Source organism: Pilosibacter sp. NGB245, from assembly GCF_057397225.1.
This window is the reverse complement of sequence record NZ_CM171584.1, coordinates 2,080,329-2,094,864: the sequence shown is the minus strand read 5'-3', so window position 1 is coordinate 2,094,864 and position 14,536 is coordinate 2,080,329. Positions and strand designations below refer to the sequence as shown.

General features: G+C 51.1%; 14 protein-coding genes. All 14 read left to right on the top strand.

Annotation, left to right across the window (positions count from 1 at the left end; all coding sequences use genetic code 11):
* The first annotated feature begins 52 nt into the window (after positions 1-52).
* The 14 genes from rsmH to ispG all read left to right on the top strand — a co-directional run bounded on the left by rsmH (position 53) and on the right by ispG (position 14,535).
* On the top strand, positions 53-1,135 hold the full coding sequence (rsmH, locus tag ACXMYH_RS09405; RefSeq protein ID WP_118298441.1) for a 16S rRNA (cytosine(1402)-N(4))-methyltransferase RsmH: 1,083 nt from the start codon (positions 53-55) through the stop codon (positions 1,133-1,135).
* Positions 1,136-1,253: 118 nt separating this feature from the next.
* A complete protein-coding gene (locus tag ACXMYH_RS09400) occupies positions 1,254-3,134 on the top strand; it encodes a sulfatase-like hydrolase/transferase (RefSeq protein ID WP_486554753.1) in 1,881 nt (626 codons plus the stop codon).
* Positions 3,135-3,653: 519 nt separating this feature from the next.
* Entirely contained in the window at positions 3,654-4,022 is a 369-nt protein-coding gene (locus ACXMYH_RS09395) for a heavy-metal-associated domain-containing protein (RefSeq protein WP_329751419.1), read from the top strand.
* A gap of 100 nt (positions 4,023-4,122) precedes the next feature.
* Positions 4,123-4,479, top strand: coding sequence for a Fur family transcriptional regulator (locus ACXMYH_RS09390; protein WP_118298444.1), 357 nt, complete (start codon positions 4,123-4,125; stop codon positions 4,477-4,479).
* Positions 4,480-4,795: 316 nt separating this feature from the next.
* Positions 4,796-5,110 carry a DUF6110 family protein gene (locus ACXMYH_RS09385; protein WP_329751418.1) on the top strand — a complete coding sequence of 105 codons (315 nt, stop codon included), beginning with the start codon at positions 4,796-4,798 and terminating at the stop codon, positions 5,108-5,110.
* 5 nt (positions 5,111-5,115) lie between these two features.
* Complete coding sequence (locus ACXMYH_RS09380) at positions 5,116-7,221, top strand: heavy metal translocating P-type ATPase (RefSeq protein WP_486554752.1); 2,106 nt, start codon at positions 5,116-5,118, stop codon at positions 7,219-7,221.
* Positions 7,222-7,505: 284 nt separating this feature from the next.
* A complete protein-coding gene (locus tag ACXMYH_RS09375; RefSeq protein ID WP_118298487.1) occupies positions 7,506-7,859 on the top strand; it encodes a hypothetical protein in 354 nt (117 codons plus the stop codon).
* Positions 7,860-8,004: 145 nt separating this feature from the next.
* Positions 8,005-8,706 (top strand): UMP kinase, encoded by a 702-nt coding sequence (gene pyrH / locus ACXMYH_RS09370; RefSeq protein ID WP_118298446.1) that lies wholly within the window; start codon positions 8,005-8,007, stop codon positions 8,704-8,706.
* A 15-nt stretch (positions 8,707-8,721) separates the two neighbouring features.
* Positions 8,722-9,276 (top strand): ribosome recycling factor, encoded by a 555-nt coding sequence (gene frr, locus ACXMYH_RS09365; protein ID WP_118322076.1) that lies wholly within the window; start codon positions 8,722-8,724, stop codon positions 9,274-9,276.
* Positions 9,277-9,423: 147 nt separating this feature from the next.
* Positions 9,424-10,152 (top strand): undecaprenyl pyrophosphate synthase, encoded by a 729-nt coding sequence (gene uppS, locus ACXMYH_RS09360; RefSeq protein WP_329751417.1) that lies wholly within the window; start codon positions 9,424-9,426, stop codon positions 10,150-10,152.
* An 11-nt stretch (positions 10,153-10,163) separates the two neighbouring features.
* Entirely contained in the window at positions 10,164-10,967 is an 804-nt protein-coding gene (locus ACXMYH_RS09355) for a phosphatidate cytidylyltransferase (protein ID WP_118529737.1), read from the top strand.
* Positions 10,968-11,040: 73 nt separating this feature from the next.
* Positions 11,041-12,201: a 1-deoxy-D-xylulose-5-phosphate reductoisomerase gene (locus ACXMYH_RS09350; RefSeq protein WP_329751416.1), complete on the top strand. Its 1,161-nt coding sequence runs from the start codon at positions 11,041-11,043 to the stop codon at positions 12,199-12,201.
* Positions 12,202-12,360: 159 nt separating this feature from the next.
* Positions 12,361-13,446, top strand: a complete 1,086-nt coding sequence (locus ACXMYH_RS09345) for a M50 family metallopeptidase (RefSeq protein ID WP_486554751.1) — start codon at positions 12,361-12,363, stop codon at positions 13,444-13,446.
* Positions 13,447-13,470: 24 nt separating this feature from the next.
* Positions 13,471-14,535: a flavodoxin-dependent (E)-4-hydroxy-3-methylbut-2-enyl-diphosphate synthase gene (gene ispG, locus ACXMYH_RS09340; RefSeq protein ID WP_118322072.1), complete on the top strand. Its 1,065-nt coding sequence runs from the start codon at positions 13,471-13,473 to the stop codon at positions 14,533-14,535.
* Position 14,536 lies beyond the last annotated feature (1 nt).

The following is a 14,536-nucleotide window of genomic DNA, read 5'->3' as shown; positions in this document are numbered from 1 at the left end:
GAAAGAGCGCAAGGCGCATGGAAGCTGAATACAGGATAAATGAGGTTTTGAGATGGAAGAAAAAGAGGTACAGGGAGCACCGGTGCACAAACGGCGTGTCCGTTACAGCGGGACACACCCGAGACGGTTTGAAGAAAAGTATAAAGAGCAGAATCCGGAGAAATATGCCGATACGATCGAAAAGGTCATCAAAAAGGGCAGCACTCCGGCCGGCATGCACATCTCGATCTGCGTGAAAGAGATTCTGGATTTCCTGGATATCAAGCCGGGAATGCAGGGGCTGGACGCCACACTTGGATACGGCGGTCACACGACGGAGATGTTAAAAAAGCTGGAAGGACAGGGGCATATGTATGCTCTTGACGTGGATCCGATCGAGATCGTAAAGACAAAGGAACGCCTGAAGGAACGCGGCTTCGGAGAGGAGATCCTTACGATAAAACAGATGAACTTTGCTGATATCGACAGGCTCGTCCCGGAGGCGGGGCTGTTTGACTTTGTCCTGGCAGATCTCGGTGTTTCCTCGATGCAGATCGACAACCCGGAGCGCGGTTTCACTTATAAGGCCGATGGTCCGCTGGATCTTCGCCTGAACCCGGAAAAAGGAATATCTGCGGCGGAGCGCTTAAAACAGATGGATATGGAAGAGATCGCGGGCATGTTCGCGGAAAACTCCGATGAGCCTTATGCGGAGGAGATCGCACGGGAGATCGCGAAGAGAAACCGGAAACGTCAGTATATTGAGACGACCACGGAATTAAAAGAAGTGATCGAGCAGGTGCTTTCTTTTATCCCGGAAAAAGAGCGGAAGGAAGCCGTGAAGAAATCCTGCCAGAGATGTTTCCAGGCGCTGAGGATCGATGTCAACCAGGAATTCGAGGTTCTGGAAAGCTTCCTCTCAAAACTGCCGGGGATCCTGGCACCGGGCGGAAGAGCTGCGATCCTGACCTTCCATTCCGGGGAAGACCGCCTTGTAAAGTATTACTTTAAGGACGGCAAAAAGGAAGGAATCTACAGCGACGTTGCGAGCGATGTGATCCGTCCATCGGCGGAAGAATGCCAGAGAAACCCGCGTGCAAGATCCACAAAGATGCGCTGGGCGATCCGGGATGGCGAAAATCCGCACAGGATGTAAAGAAAAAACAGGCTCGGAAACGGAATTTGGAAATGAGAGAAGGAAACGGTTCAGCAAATCTTAGTATTCATTTGGCGGAATGGTTTCCGGAAGACAGAATCAGAAAGAGAAATAGATTATGAACAAAAAGATAGAAGAAACAACAGAGGAATACGAGAGAAAAGAAGGGAGTGGGCTCGAGCGCGCGGGAGCCGCGGCGATATTCTTCTTGTCGCCGGTATTATCCTACATCATGTTTGAACTAGTGACAGGAAATCTTGCCGCAGTGCTGCCGAAAAATGCGGTGCTGAACATGGTGTGGATGTTTGCGCTGTACCTTCTGGTATTCGGAATCTCCGGAAGCAGCCGGATCTCCATCCCTGTATCCTCCGTGATCTTTTATGTGATCTCTCTGGCGGAAGCCTTTGTCGTATCCTTCAGAAGCCGCCCGATCATGATGAGTGATGTCCTTGCGGTGAAGACCGCGATGACGGTGGCCGGGAGCTATAACTACACACCGACCTTTATGATGATCATCTGCGGGATCCTCCTGATCATGTGGAATGTACTGGCGCAGCTCGTGCCGGTGAGGATCAGGGGGAAGAAAAAAAGAGCTGCCGTGTTTGGCGGATCCGCTGCTGCGGTCGCGGTGTTTATCGGCGGCTTCTACACGGTCCTTGTCCCGAAACTGGGACTGGAGGTAAATCTCTGGGACCCGACGACTTCCTACGCGGAGAACGGCTATGTGCTGGCGTCGGCGGTATCCTTAAAATATCTGGTAAAGAAAGCTCCGGAGGGTTATTCCCAGGCGAAGATCCAGGAGATCTATGAAAAATATGTGGGAAGCGAAGAAGAGCAGAACGAGGAGACGGCGGCCGCGGTGGAAGCGGGAGATGCGGTCCAGCCGACCAACATCATCTGCATCATGAACGAGAGTCTTTCCGACCTGTCGGTGGATGGGAAATTTACGACGAATACAGAGTATTTCCCGTTCCTCAACAGTCTGACGGAGAATACCGTAAAGGGAAAACTCTGCATGCCGGTGTTCGGCGCGATGACCAGCAACTCTGAGTTTGAGTTCCTGATCGGTGATTCCATGTACCTGATGCCGAGAGGCAGCATCGCTTACCAGTTCTATGTAAATCCCGGCGTCCGCTCCATGGTCAGCACGGTGAAAGACCAGGGATACACGGCTGTCGCCATGCACCCGTACCCGGCAGAGAACTGGAACCGCCGGATCTGCTACAATAACATGGGATTTGACGATTTCATGGATATCAGCGCCTATGAGGGCCGGGATGAGCTCCGAAATTATATCAGCGATCTGAGCGATTTTAAACTCATCACGGAGTATGTCGAAAAGAAGGCAAATCCTGATGACAAGTTATTCCTCTTCAATGTGACGATGCAGAACCATGGCGGATATACGATCCCGTTCGCAAACTTCGATCAGGAAGTATGGCTTACCGGGGACATGGAAGGAAAGTATCCGGAGGCGGATATGTACCTGTCTCTTGTGAAAAAATCGGATGAGGCATTTGAGTGGCTCGTAAATTATTTCTCCCAGTGCGACCAGCCGACGATGATCGTCATGTTCGGCGACCACCAGCCAGGGATCGAGGACGAGTTCTTTGACGAGGCGATGGGAGTGGAGAGCGCGAAGGCCCCGAACGAGCAGAAGATGTGCTGGTACGAGACTCCGTTCGTGATCTGGACCAACTACAACCAGCCTGCGGAGGATATGGGACGCTTAGGTGCAATCTACCTTTCTTCCTACGTGTTAAAGCGCGCGAACCTCTCACTGACTCCGTACAACGAGTTTTTACTGCAGCTTTCCGAAAAGCTCCCGATCATCCATCATCTCGGCATCTGGGAGTCGGACGGAACTTACCATGGCTGGGAGGACGCGGAGAGCGGAGAGTACGAGTGGAAGGAACAGCTGATGGAGTACGAGAACCTTGTATACAACCACAGCCTGGATCCGAAGACCGTAAATGAGATGTTTTCGATTTCGCAGTAAAAACTTTATGCCGAATGCATGTATGACTTGGCGTATCATTCTGGTCAGCATGAATTCATAAGATTTTTCGAAATTGCTGAGACAAATATAAAACAGAGGGCAGCCTGAAAGAGGGCTGTCCTTTTTGCTTACAGAAAATTCCGATGGAACTTCCTGTAAGCAAAAAGGCACTGTGCGCCTAAGATGCGCACTCGCGCGAGATGAAGGTTGTCGCAAGCGACCGCGCGAGACGCCCGAATGTACTGAGGCATATTCTTTTAATTTACGCGAACAACGAGCCAAAGTCTGCGCTTGCGCGAGACCTTGGCGACTGTCGTGATAACAAGGGGAAACTCGCGAAGCGTGTTTTCACTTGTTCAAAAAATTTCTCAAATAGGATTGACAACTTGGTTAGTTAGTGCTAATCTTTGTTAGTAGGAACTAACAGTCGATAAAGATACCCCCACAGGGAATCCGAAATGTGCTGTTTTTGCGGTTGTGAAGTCATGGCATGGCTGCGATAAAAAGGAGGCGTGATCAATGATAAACGGAATTATTATCGTTGTACTGATCGTGGTCGCGATCTTTGCAGTGAAAGGGGCAATGCACCAGTTCGTCTACGGCTGCTGCGGATCGAAGGACGTGGAGAAAAAGATCAAGGTGCAAGATAAAAATACGTCGGATTATCCGTACTATGCAGTTGTCGGCGTCGATGGAATGAAATGCAAACACTGCAAGCTCCATGTGGAGAATGCGTTCAACGAGAAGGACGGCAACTGGGCGGAGGTAAACCTCGAGAAGAAGGAAGCCGATGTCCGGATGAAGACAAAAATGACGGACCGTGAGATCCGCGATATCGTGAGCAAAGCCGGATATGTGCTCCGCGATATTGAATGGAAGCAGGCGTAGGAAATTTTTTAATTCGGAATGCGAAGTATCGGCAAGATCAGATTGACGGATATGTTGTGTACAGGCAGCAACGATTTTACAGGAATGAGAGGGATGCCGGATGTGGCAGAAAAAAGACATCGTGAATGAATTCCAGAGGCTTGGAAAACGCATTACAAAACAGAGAATGGTCATCCTTGACGTGATCCTGGAACAGAACTGGACAGACTGCAAGGAAGTTTACTATGAGGCTGTGCAGAGGGATTCGACTGTGGGACTTTCCACTGTCTACCGGACGATCCGGATGCTGGAGGAGATGGGCGTTTTAAAGCGTGTTTACCAGTATGTTTTTACCGATGAATCGGGAGAACAGGTCGATGGGGAGAGCGAGATCATCGCACCGGAATTTCACGGAAAAAGCGGGCTCAGAAAGACTGAAAAAGACGACGAAAAATGCTGTTCCGTCAGCGCGTCATAAAAGAGATAATTGTCAAAAATTGACAAAGTTTCTCAATTAAAGACATTATATTTGACTAACCGGGAGGTGTGGTGTTACCATGTTGGAAACGCAGAAAGACCTTCCGGTTTTTCCCGTTGTGTATAAAAAAGAAAGCAAGGAAGTGAGGACCGATGAAACACCATAAATTCTGGGCGTGGGCAACCGTTTTCTGCTTTGCTATGGTCATGTATACCGGTTATAAACATAAGTGACCGGGATGACCGTAACTGTTTCGTATCTTTACAGTTACAGATAAACTAGTGATTCTATTTTTTATTTACAGGAGGATTTAAAAATGTTAGATGTAAAGAAATGCTTAAAATTAAAAAATGTCGCTGTATTCGCAAGTGGTGTTCTCTTTGGAACAGCAGGTGTCAAGGTCCTTGGAAGCCAGGATGCAAAGAAATTATATATTAACTGTCTCGCAGCAGGTCTCCGCGCAAAAGAGTGCGTGATGACAACTGCTTCCAACATCCAGGCAAACGCTGAGGATGTTCTTGCAGAGGCAAAGGAGATCAACCGTGCCCGTGCGGAAGAAGAGTTCGGTGAGGAAGAAGAGACAGCAGAGGATCTCACAGAGACTGCAGAAAATACAGAGGACGCTGAATAATCATCATGAAAACAGGAATCAGATTTACGGTAAAGCATGAAATCAGAGGCCGTATCCGAATCCATCTCACCAGAGGACGCCTGTCGATCAGACAGGCGGACCTCTTTTCCTTTTATCTCGCATCCCTTCCACAGGTAACGGCAGCAAAGGTATATGAGAGAATCGGAGATGCGGCGATCAGTTATACTGGCACGAAGGAAGACCTCATTGCAGAGATCTTAAAATTCTCGTTTGACGATGAGAAATTAAATGAACTCGTGCCGACAACCGGAACCAGAGCGTTAAATCAGGAATTCCAGGAAAAGCTTGTGACTAAGTGTCTCACAAGATGCTTCACAAAGATCTTCCTTCCGGCTCCGGTCCGCGCGGTATGGACTGCGATCCAGTCTGTTCCGTATATCATCAAAGGAGTCAGAAAGCTTGCAGGAAGAAAACTGGAAGTCGAGGTCCTCGATGCGACCGCGATCACGGTTTCCATGTTGAGAAGCGATTTCAACACGGCAGGATCCGTCATGTTCCTTCTCGGGATCGGTGAGCTTCTTGAAGACTGGACCCACAAGAAATCCGTCAGCGATCTTGCTGGCAGCATGTCCTTAAATATCGAGAAGGTATGGCAGAAGACAGGAGATGCGGAAGTCCTTGTCCCGATCTCCGATATCAGGGAAGGAGACCTCGTTTCCATCCATGTCGGCAGCGTGATCCCGCTTGACGGCGTCGTTGAGTCCGGCGAGGCGATGGTAAACCAGGCGTCCATGACCGGCGAGTCCGAACCGGTCCGCAAAGAGAACGGCATGTACGTCTATGCAGGAACTGCGGTCGAGGAAGGAAATATCGTTGTCCGTGTCAAGAAGGCAGCTGGATCTACAAGATTTGAGCGTATCGTCAAGATGATCGAGGATTCAGAAAAACTGAAATCTTCCCTTGAGACGAAGGCATCCGGTCTTGCGGACGCTCTCGTTCCGTGGAGTCTCGGCGGCACGATCGTGACCTACCTTCTCACGAGAAACGTGACGAAGGCGATCTCGATCCTTATGGTCGATTTCTCCTGCGCGTTAAAGCTTGCGATGCCGCTTTCCGTTCTCTCCGCGATGAGAGAGGCGAGCAGCTACAAGATGACCGTCAAAGGCGGTTCCTTCATGGAAGCCGTTGCAGAGGCGGACACGATCGTCTTTGATAAGACAGGCACACTCACAAAGGCACAGCCGGTCGTTGCCGATGTTGTCACCTTTGAGGGACGCGATCAGGATGAGATGCTCCGGATCGCTGCCTGCCTGGAAGAGCATTTCCCACACTCCATGGCGAACGCGGTTGTTGCGGCATCCAAAGAAAAAGGACTCATCCATGAGGAGATGCATTCCAAAGTCGACTATATCGTGGCCCATGGAATTGCCTCCCATATCGGAGAGGATAAGGTTCTGATCGGAAGCTACCACTTCGTATTTGAGGATGAGAAGTGCGTGATCCCGGAGGGCGAGGAAGAGAAGTTTGAGGCACTCCCGGCAGAGTACTCCCACCTGTATCTCGCGATCGCGGGAAGACTGGCGGCTGTGATCTGCATCGAGGATCCGCTCCGTCCGGAAGCTCCGGAGGTCATGAAAGAACTCCGGAAACTCGGGATCAAAAAGATCGTCATGATGACAGGCGACAGCGAGAGAACAGCGCGTGCGATCGCTGCGAGAGTCGGTGTGGATGAATACCACTCAGAGGTTCTCCCGGAAGATAAGGCAAACTTTGTGGAGGCGGAGAAGAACGCAGGCCACAAGGTCATCATGGTCGGCGATGGCATCAACGATTCCCCGGCTCTTTCCGCAGCCAGCGTCGGCATCGCGATCAGTGAGGGCGCTGAGATCGCGCGAGAGATTGCGGATATCACGATCTCTGAGGATGCGATGTTCCAGCTTGTGACCTTAAAAGCGATCAGCAATGCGCTGATGCAGCGTGTCCACAGAAATTACCGCTTTGTCATCAGCTTTAACTTCGGTCTCATCATCCTGGGAGTGATGGGGGTACTCGCTCCGGCGACATCCGCCCTGCTCCACAATACGTCAACTCTGTGCATCAGCATGCACAGCATGACGAATCTCCTGAAGGATGAGGAGAAAAAACATTAAACTATAAGAATGACCGATCTGCCCGCGGCCGGAAACATCCGGCTGCGGGTATTTTTTACGCGGACAACGAGCCAAAGTCCGCGCTTGCGCGAGACCTTGGCGACTGTCGCGATAACAAGGGGAAACTCGCGAAGCGTGTTTTCACTTGTTGTGCCGCGCCTGTCAGGAGTCCGGCTGTGTTCGATTTAGTGGTTCACAAGCGGCGGATTTCATGCTATACTAATGCAGGCATGTGGCAGAAGTCTGCCATCTGCTTCTTAAAAATGACAAAGGAAGGCACAAATATGAACTATATGATCTGTATTCCTTCACCGAGACTCGTCTCGAGGGAATACTGTGAAAGGATCCACAACATTCTGGCAAGAATGTCGGATCAGTACCGGGTCAATATCGTTCCGGAGCCGGTAAAGATGCGGCAGGGATCCTGCCCGGATTTCTATAAGAAATACCGGATCTACAAAGATATCAAGGATCGCGACGGAAACGGAGAGGCATATCTGACCTCCGAGGAAGAGAACATGATCTTAAGTGTCTGCAGAAATCCGGAGGAAGTGGAGCTCATGAAGAGCTGCACCTACGCATACCGGTATCCGACGACGCTGGTCCTCAAGAGCTTCCGGGAAGATAAGAAAAGATAACGAAGCGTTGGCAAACAGGTAAAAGTGTGATATACTTATTCTAAGTCCGCGGGGCGGCTGGGGGCTACCTGGCGGGAAGGAAAAAAGAGAGCTGTGGCGTCTGGAACGAAAAAGTCACAGAAGATTTACGAGGAGTGCAGAGAAGATGAAAAACAGAAGAGTTTTTTTAAAGCTCAGCGGAGAGGCCCTTGCAGGTCCGAAAAAAACTGGCTTTGACGAAGATACGGTGAAGGAAGTCGCAAGACAGGTCAAGGCGTCTGTAGATGCCGGTGTACAGGTCGGGATCGTGATCGGCGGCGGAAATTTCTGGCGTGGACGCACGAGTGACGCGATCGACCGTCCGAAGGCGGATCAGATCGGAATGCTTGCGACTGTGATGAACTGTATTTATGTATCCGAGATCTTCCGCAATGCGGGAATGAAGACACAGATCCTCACCCCGTTCGAGTGCGGAAATATGACAAAACTGTTCTCCAAGGACCGTGCGAACAAGTATTTTGAGCATGGAATGGTCGTATTTTTTGCCGGCGGGATCGGACAGCCGTATTTCTCTACCGACACAACGATCACTCTGATGGCAATCGAGATGGATGCGGACTGCATTCTCCTCGCAAAGTCCATCGACGGCGTATACGACAGTGATCCGAAGGTAAATCCGAATGCGAAAAAGTATGACGAGATCTCGATCCAGGAAGTGATCGACAAGCAGCTCGGAGTCGTTGACCTGACTGCTTCCATTATGTGTATGGAACACAAAATGCCGATGGCGGTATTCTCCTTAAACGAAAAGGATGGAATCGCGAACGCCATGCAGGGAAAAATTAACGGTACGATCGTTACCGTCTGATAACAGGAGGAAACCATGAGCGAAGAATTAAAAGTATATGAAGAGAAAATGGAAAAATCCATCGATGCCCTCTTAAACGAGTACGCATCCATCCGCGCAGGACGTGCAAACCCGCATGTACTTGACAAGATCAAAGTAGATTACTACGGAACTCCGACTCCGATCCAGCAGGTCGGAAATATCTCCGTTCCGGAAGCGAGAATGATCCTGATCCAGCCGTGGGAGAAGAGCCTGATCCGTCCGATCGAGAAAGCGATCCAGACTTCCGAGCTTGGAATCAACCCGAGCAACGACGGAACAGTGATCCGCCTTGTATTCCCGGAGCTCACAGAGGATAGACGTAAAGAACTCGCAAAGGACGTAAAGAAGAAAGGTGACGGGGCGAAGGTTGCGATCCGTAACATCCGCCGCGATGCGAACGAAGCGTTCAAAAAGATGGAAAAGAACGATGAGATCTCTGAGGACGATTTAAAGGATCTTACCGAGAAGGTACAGAAGCTGACAGACAAGGCGATCGACAAGATCGATAAGGCCGTAGAGAACAAGACGAAGGAAGTTCTTACCGTATAAAAACGAACAGCCTGATTCCTGAGCAGAGGGAAATTTCCGGATGGAAGATCCCAAATCGTTCAGGATGACGGTACATGACAGACAGGGACAGGGGAAGATTTCCTGTCCCTTGTTTTTACATTGGTTATAAAAGGGAGAACAAATATCATGGAAGAGAATTTAAAGATCCCCGCCCATGTGGCGCTGATCCTGGATGGAAACGGAAGATGGGCGAAGAAGCGCGGACTTCCGAGACAGCTTGGACATAAAAAAGGCTGTGAGACACTGGAGCAGGTCGTTGAGGACGCAGCACAGCTTGGAATCCGGTATCTGACCGTATATGGATTTTCCACGGAAAACTGGAAGCGCCCGGAGGAGGAAGTCGGTGCGCTGATGCAGCTGTTCCGCTTCTATGCGAAGAGACTTCTCGCGATGGCGGAAAAGAATAACATCCGGGTCCGCATGATCGGCGAGAGAAAACGGTTTGCACCGGATATCGTCGAGGCGATCAACGGTCTGGAAGAAAAGACGAAAGAGAATACAGGAATGACCTTCGTGATCGCCGTAAACTATGGAAGCCGTGACGAGATCACGAGAGCCGTGAGAAAGATCATGGCGGACTGTAAGGATGGAAAGATCGCGCCGGAGGAGATGACGGAGCAGGTCTTCGCCTCCTATCTCGACACCGCGGGGATTCCGGATCCGGATCTCATGATCCGCACGAGCGGGGAACTCCGCCTTTCCAACTATCTGTTATGGCAGCTCGCGTACTCAGAACTCTACGTGACCGAATGCCTGTGGCCGGACTTCAATAAGGAAGAATTATTGAATGCGATCCGCCAGTATAATAAGAGAGAACGCCGGTTCGGAGGAGTTGCGGCGGTAAAAACAGAGTAAGAGGTGATCTTATGTTTACGACCAGACTGATCAGCGGAATCGTCCTTGTGATCATCGCGGCGTTTCTGCTTGTTGAGGGCAGCACGGTCCTCTATTTTGGTTCCCTGGCGATCTCTTTGATCGGACTTTATGAGCTTTACCGGGTCATGAAGATCGAAAAGTCAGCGCCGGGATATGTGGGCTATGCGGCTGTCGTGGCCTATTACTGGATCATGGGAAGCAGAGAGCAGTATGTGACGTTCCTCGCGATCGTTTCCCTCATGATCTTAATGACGATCTACGTGGTGACGTTCCCGAAATACGGAACAGAGCAGATCACGGTCGCATTTTTCGGGATCTTTTATGTCGGGATCATGTTTTCCTATCTCTATCAGGTGCGAGAGATGCCGGACGGAAAATACCTTGTCTGGCTGATCCTTTTAAGTTCCTGGGGCTGTGATACCTTTGCCTACTGTGTGGGAAAGCTTTTCGGAAAACATAAAATGACACCGAAACTGAGCCCGAAAAAGACGGTGGAAGGCGCGGTCGGCGGTATCGTCGGTGCGGCAGTGCTGGGTTTCCTCTACGGAACCTTCTTTAAGAACAATATGATTCAGGTGACGAACCCGGGCGTGATCTCAGCGGCTGCCTGCGCGATCGCAGCAGTGATCTCCATGGTGGGAGATCTGGCGGCATCCGCTATCAAGAGAAACCATGATATCAAGGATTACGGAAATCTGATCCCGGGTCATGGAGGGATCCTGGACCGGTTTGACAGTATGATCTTTACGGCCCCGGCGATCTATTTTGCGATCACGTTCATGGGGATCCGCTAGGAAAGGATGAGACCGGCAGTCCGGCGAGAGAGACAGAAGACCGCCGCCTGCGGAAAACGAAAGGGTTTTAATTATGAAAAGAATTGCTATTCTGGGTTCTACGGGATCGATCGGGACCCAGACGCTTGATGTAGTCCGTGCGAATGGCGATATTGAAGTTGTCGGGATCGCGGCGGGCAGAAATATTCAGGCGCTGGAGAGCCAGATCCGGGAATTTTCCCCGAAGATCTGCGGCGTCTGGGATGAGGAGAAGGCGAAAGAACTGGCTGTCCGTGTGGCAGATACAGATACGAAGATCGTCTCCGGCATGGAAGGACTTTTAGAGATCGCAGTCATGGAGGGCTATGAGATCCTCGTGACAGCGGTGGTAGGCATGATCGGTATCCGACCGACAATGGCGGCCATCGAAGCCGGAAAGGATATTGCACTGGCAAACAAGGAGACGCTCGTGACGGCGGGACATCTGATCATCCCGCTCGTAAAGGAGAAGAAAGTCCGTCTTCTCCCGGTGGACAGCGAACACAGCGCGATCTTCCAGTGCTTAAACGGGGAACACGGGAATAAGATTGAAAAGATCCTCCTGACAGCATCCGGCGGTCCATTCCGCGGCTGGACGAGAGAACAGATGAAAGATGTACAGGTTGAGGACGCCTTAAAGCATCCGAACTGGTCCATGGGTGCAAAGATCACGATCGACAGCTCCACGATGGTCAACAAAGGACTCGAGGTCATGGAGGCAAAATGGCTCTTTGACGTCGGAATGGACGATGTCCAGGTTGTTGTGCAGCCGAAGAGCGTGATCCATTCGATGGTGCAGTTTGAGGACGGCGCGGTGATGGCGCAGCTCGGCACGCCGGACATGAAGCTTCCGATCCAGTATGCACTCTATTACCCGGAGCGCAGACCGATGAAGGGAGATCGTCTGGATTTCTGGACAATGAAGGAGATCGTCTTCGACAAGCCGGATTATGAGAATTTCCGCGGCCTGGCACTCGCGAGAGATGCAGGAAAAGCGGGCGGATCCGTTCCGGTCGTCTTCAACGCGGCGAATGAGTTCGCGGTCGCAAAATTCCTCGCGAAGAAGATCAGATACCTTGAGATCACGGATATGATCGAGGCGGCGATGGAGCATCATAAAAAGATCGCTCATCCGTCCTTGGACGAAGTGCTCGAGGCGGAAGCGGAGACATATGAGTTTTTAAAGAAACAGTGGGGATTCGTAACTATTCAGTAGGTCTGCGCATTTATTGCGCTGACCGTAAGAAAACATTGGTTTGAAGGCAAAAATCCTATCAGCGTAGCCGATTTGGAATGGATTTTTGCGCGTAACTGTGAAGGTACTGAACAGTTACGGGGATTCTAACGAATAATAGAAAGCAGGTGAACAATAAAGTTGAATCTTGGTTATCTGGCAGCGGTGGTGGTCCTTGGCGGTATCATCCTGTTCCATGAGTTCGGACATTATCTCCTGGCGAGGTTAAACGGGGTCGCTGTTGTGGAGTTTTCGGTGGGTTTTGGGCCGAGACTTCTCTCCTGGGTGAGCAAAAAGACCGGGATCCGGTACTCATTAAAACTTTTGCCGCTCGGCGGATCCTGCGCCATGCTGGGAGAATTCGGGGAAGATGAGGATGAAAAGGAAGAAATTCCGGATGTGAAGGGAGTTTCCTTTTTCGATAAAGGACCGCTTGCGAAAATGGCGGTGATCGCGGCCGGACCGATTTTTAATTTTATTCTGGCTTTTGTGTTCTCGTTTGTGATCTTATCCTGGGCGGGGATCGATCTTCCGGTCCTTGCGGGAACTTCCGAGGGAATGCCTGCACAGACGGCAGGACTTCAGGAAGGCGATGTGATCACGAAGCTTGACGGCAGAAAGATCCATCTGTCAAGAGAGATCTCCATGTACCTCATGTATTCGGGACAGGATCCGGTGCAGGTGGAATATCAACGGTACGATGAGAGCTCTGCCTCCTGGACGACGGGACATACGGTGATCCAGCCGGAGCTTAAGGATGGGAGATATTATCTCGGCGTGATCCTGCGCGGATACCGGAGTGCGGCGGAATCCCCGCTTCAGCTTCTCCAGTACAGCGCCTACGAGGTGCGCTACTGGATCCTCACGGTGATCGACAGCTTAAAGATGATCGCCGGCGGAAAGGTTTCGACCAACGATATCGCCGGTCCTGTGCGGATCGTCACGATCATCGACCAGACGGTGGAGGAGAATACGCAGTACGGCTTTGTGACGGTTGTGATGAACCTCTTAAATTTCATGGTCATGTTCTCGGCAAACCTCGGAGTCATGAACCTGCTCCCGTTTCCGGCGCTTGACGGCGGGCGGCTGGTGTTCCTGCTTTGGGAGCTCGTGACGAGACATCCGGTGAGCCAGAGAGTCGAGGGCGCAGTCAATATGGCCGGGATGGCGCTGCTCATGACATTTATGGTATTTGTCATCTTTAATGATCTGAGGATCATTTTATAGTTTTTGAAATTGGGAGAGAAATGTATGTTTAGAGATCATACAAGAGTAATTCAGATAGGGGACAGAAAGATCGGAGGGGGAAATCCTGTCCTGATCCAGTCCATGTGCAACACGAAGACAGAGAACGTCGCGGCAACGGTGGAGCAGATCCACCGCCTCGAGGAAGCCGGATGCGATATCATCCGCGTGGCAGTCCCGACGATGGAGGCTGCGGCTGCGATCCGCGAGATCAAGAAACAGATCCATATCCCGCTCGTCGCAGATATCCACTTTGATTACCGCCTTGCCATCGCTGCGATCGAGAGCGGAGCGGATAAGATCCGGATCAACCCGGGCAATATCGGGGCGCGGGAGCGCGTAAAAGCTGTCGTGGATAAGGCGAAGGAGTACGGGATCCCGATCCGTGTGGGCGTGAACAGCGGTTCCCTGGAAAAAGATCTTCTGGAGAAATACGGCGGCGTGACCGCGGAGGCGCTCGTTGAGAGCGCGTTGAAGGAGGTTGCCGTTGTCGAGGAGCTCGGCTACGATAATATCGTGATCAGCATCAAATCCTCCGACGTTTTGATGTGCGTGGCAGCGCATGAACTCATTGCGAAAAAGACAGATTATCCGCTCCATGTCGGGATCACGGAGTCCGGAACGTTGCTTTCCGGCAATATCAAGTCCTCCGTGGGACTTGGAATTATTCTCCATGAGGGGATCGGCGATACGATCCGTGTCTCCCTGACCGGTGATCCGGTGGAGGAAGTAAAGAGTGCAAAGCTGATCCTGAGGACTCTGGGACTCAGAAAAGGCGGCGTGGAAGTTGTTTCCTGTCCGACCTGCGGAAGAACCCAGATCGATCTGATCCACCTCGCAAACCAGGTCGAAAATATGGTATCCGGCATGGATCTTGACGTGAAAGTTGCCGTTATGGGCTGCGTGGTCAATGGTCCGGGCGAGGCGAGAAGCGCGGATATCGGGATCGCCGGAGGGATCGGCGAAGGTCTCCTGATCAAAAAGGGAGAGATCATCAAGAAGGTACCGGAAAATGAGCTTCTTTCCGTTCTGCGGGAAGAACTTTTGAAGATGCAGGAGATGCAGAAATAAG

What these genes read in the sequence shown, in the direction of transcription:
- rsmH (WP_118298441.1), top strand. Translation starts at nt 53, where the DNA reads ATGGAAGAAAAAGAGGTACAGGGAGCACCGGTGCACAAACGGCGTGTC.
- ACXMYH_RS09400 (WP_486554753.1), top strand. Translation starts at nt 1,254, where the DNA reads ATGAACAAAAAGATAGAAGAAACAACAGAGGAATACGAGAGAAAAGAA.
- ACXMYH_RS09395 (WP_329751419.1), top strand. Translation starts at nt 3,654, where the DNA reads ATGATAAACGGAATTATTATCGTTGTACTGATCGTGGTCGCGATCTTT.
- ACXMYH_RS09390 (WP_118298444.1), top strand. Translation starts at nt 4,123, where the DNA reads ATGTGGCAGAAAAAAGACATCGTGAATGAATTCCAGAGGCTTGGAAAA.
- ACXMYH_RS09385 (WP_329751418.1), top strand. Translation starts at nt 4,796, where the DNA reads ATGTTAGATGTAAAGAAATGCTTAAAATTAAAAAATGTCGCTGTATTC.
- ACXMYH_RS09380 (WP_486554752.1), top strand. Translation starts at nt 5,116, where the DNA reads ATGAAAACAGGAATCAGATTTACGGTAAAGCATGAAATCAGAGGCCGT.
- ACXMYH_RS09375 (WP_118298487.1), top strand. Translation starts at nt 7,506, where the DNA reads ATGAACTATATGATCTGTATTCCTTCACCGAGACTCGTCTCGAGGGAA.
- pyrH (WP_118298446.1), top strand. Translation starts at nt 8,005, where the DNA reads ATGAAAAACAGAAGAGTTTTTTTAAAGCTCAGCGGAGAGGCCCTTGCA.
- frr (WP_118322076.1), top strand. Translation starts at nt 8,722, where the DNA reads ATGAGCGAAGAATTAAAAGTATATGAAGAGAAAATGGAAAAATCCATC.
- uppS (WP_329751417.1), top strand. Translation starts at nt 9,424, where the DNA reads ATGGAAGAGAATTTAAAGATCCCCGCCCATGTGGCGCTGATCCTGGAT.
- ACXMYH_RS09355 (WP_118529737.1), top strand. Translation starts at nt 10,164, where the DNA reads ATGTTTACGACCAGACTGATCAGCGGAATCGTCCTTGTGATCATCGCG.
- ACXMYH_RS09350 (WP_329751416.1), top strand. Translation starts at nt 11,041, where the DNA reads ATGAAAAGAATTGCTATTCTGGGTTCTACGGGATCGATCGGGACCCAG.
- ispG (WP_118322072.1), top strand. Translation starts at nt 13,471, where the DNA reads ATGTTTAGAGATCATACAAGAGTAATTCAGATAGGGGACAGAAAGATC.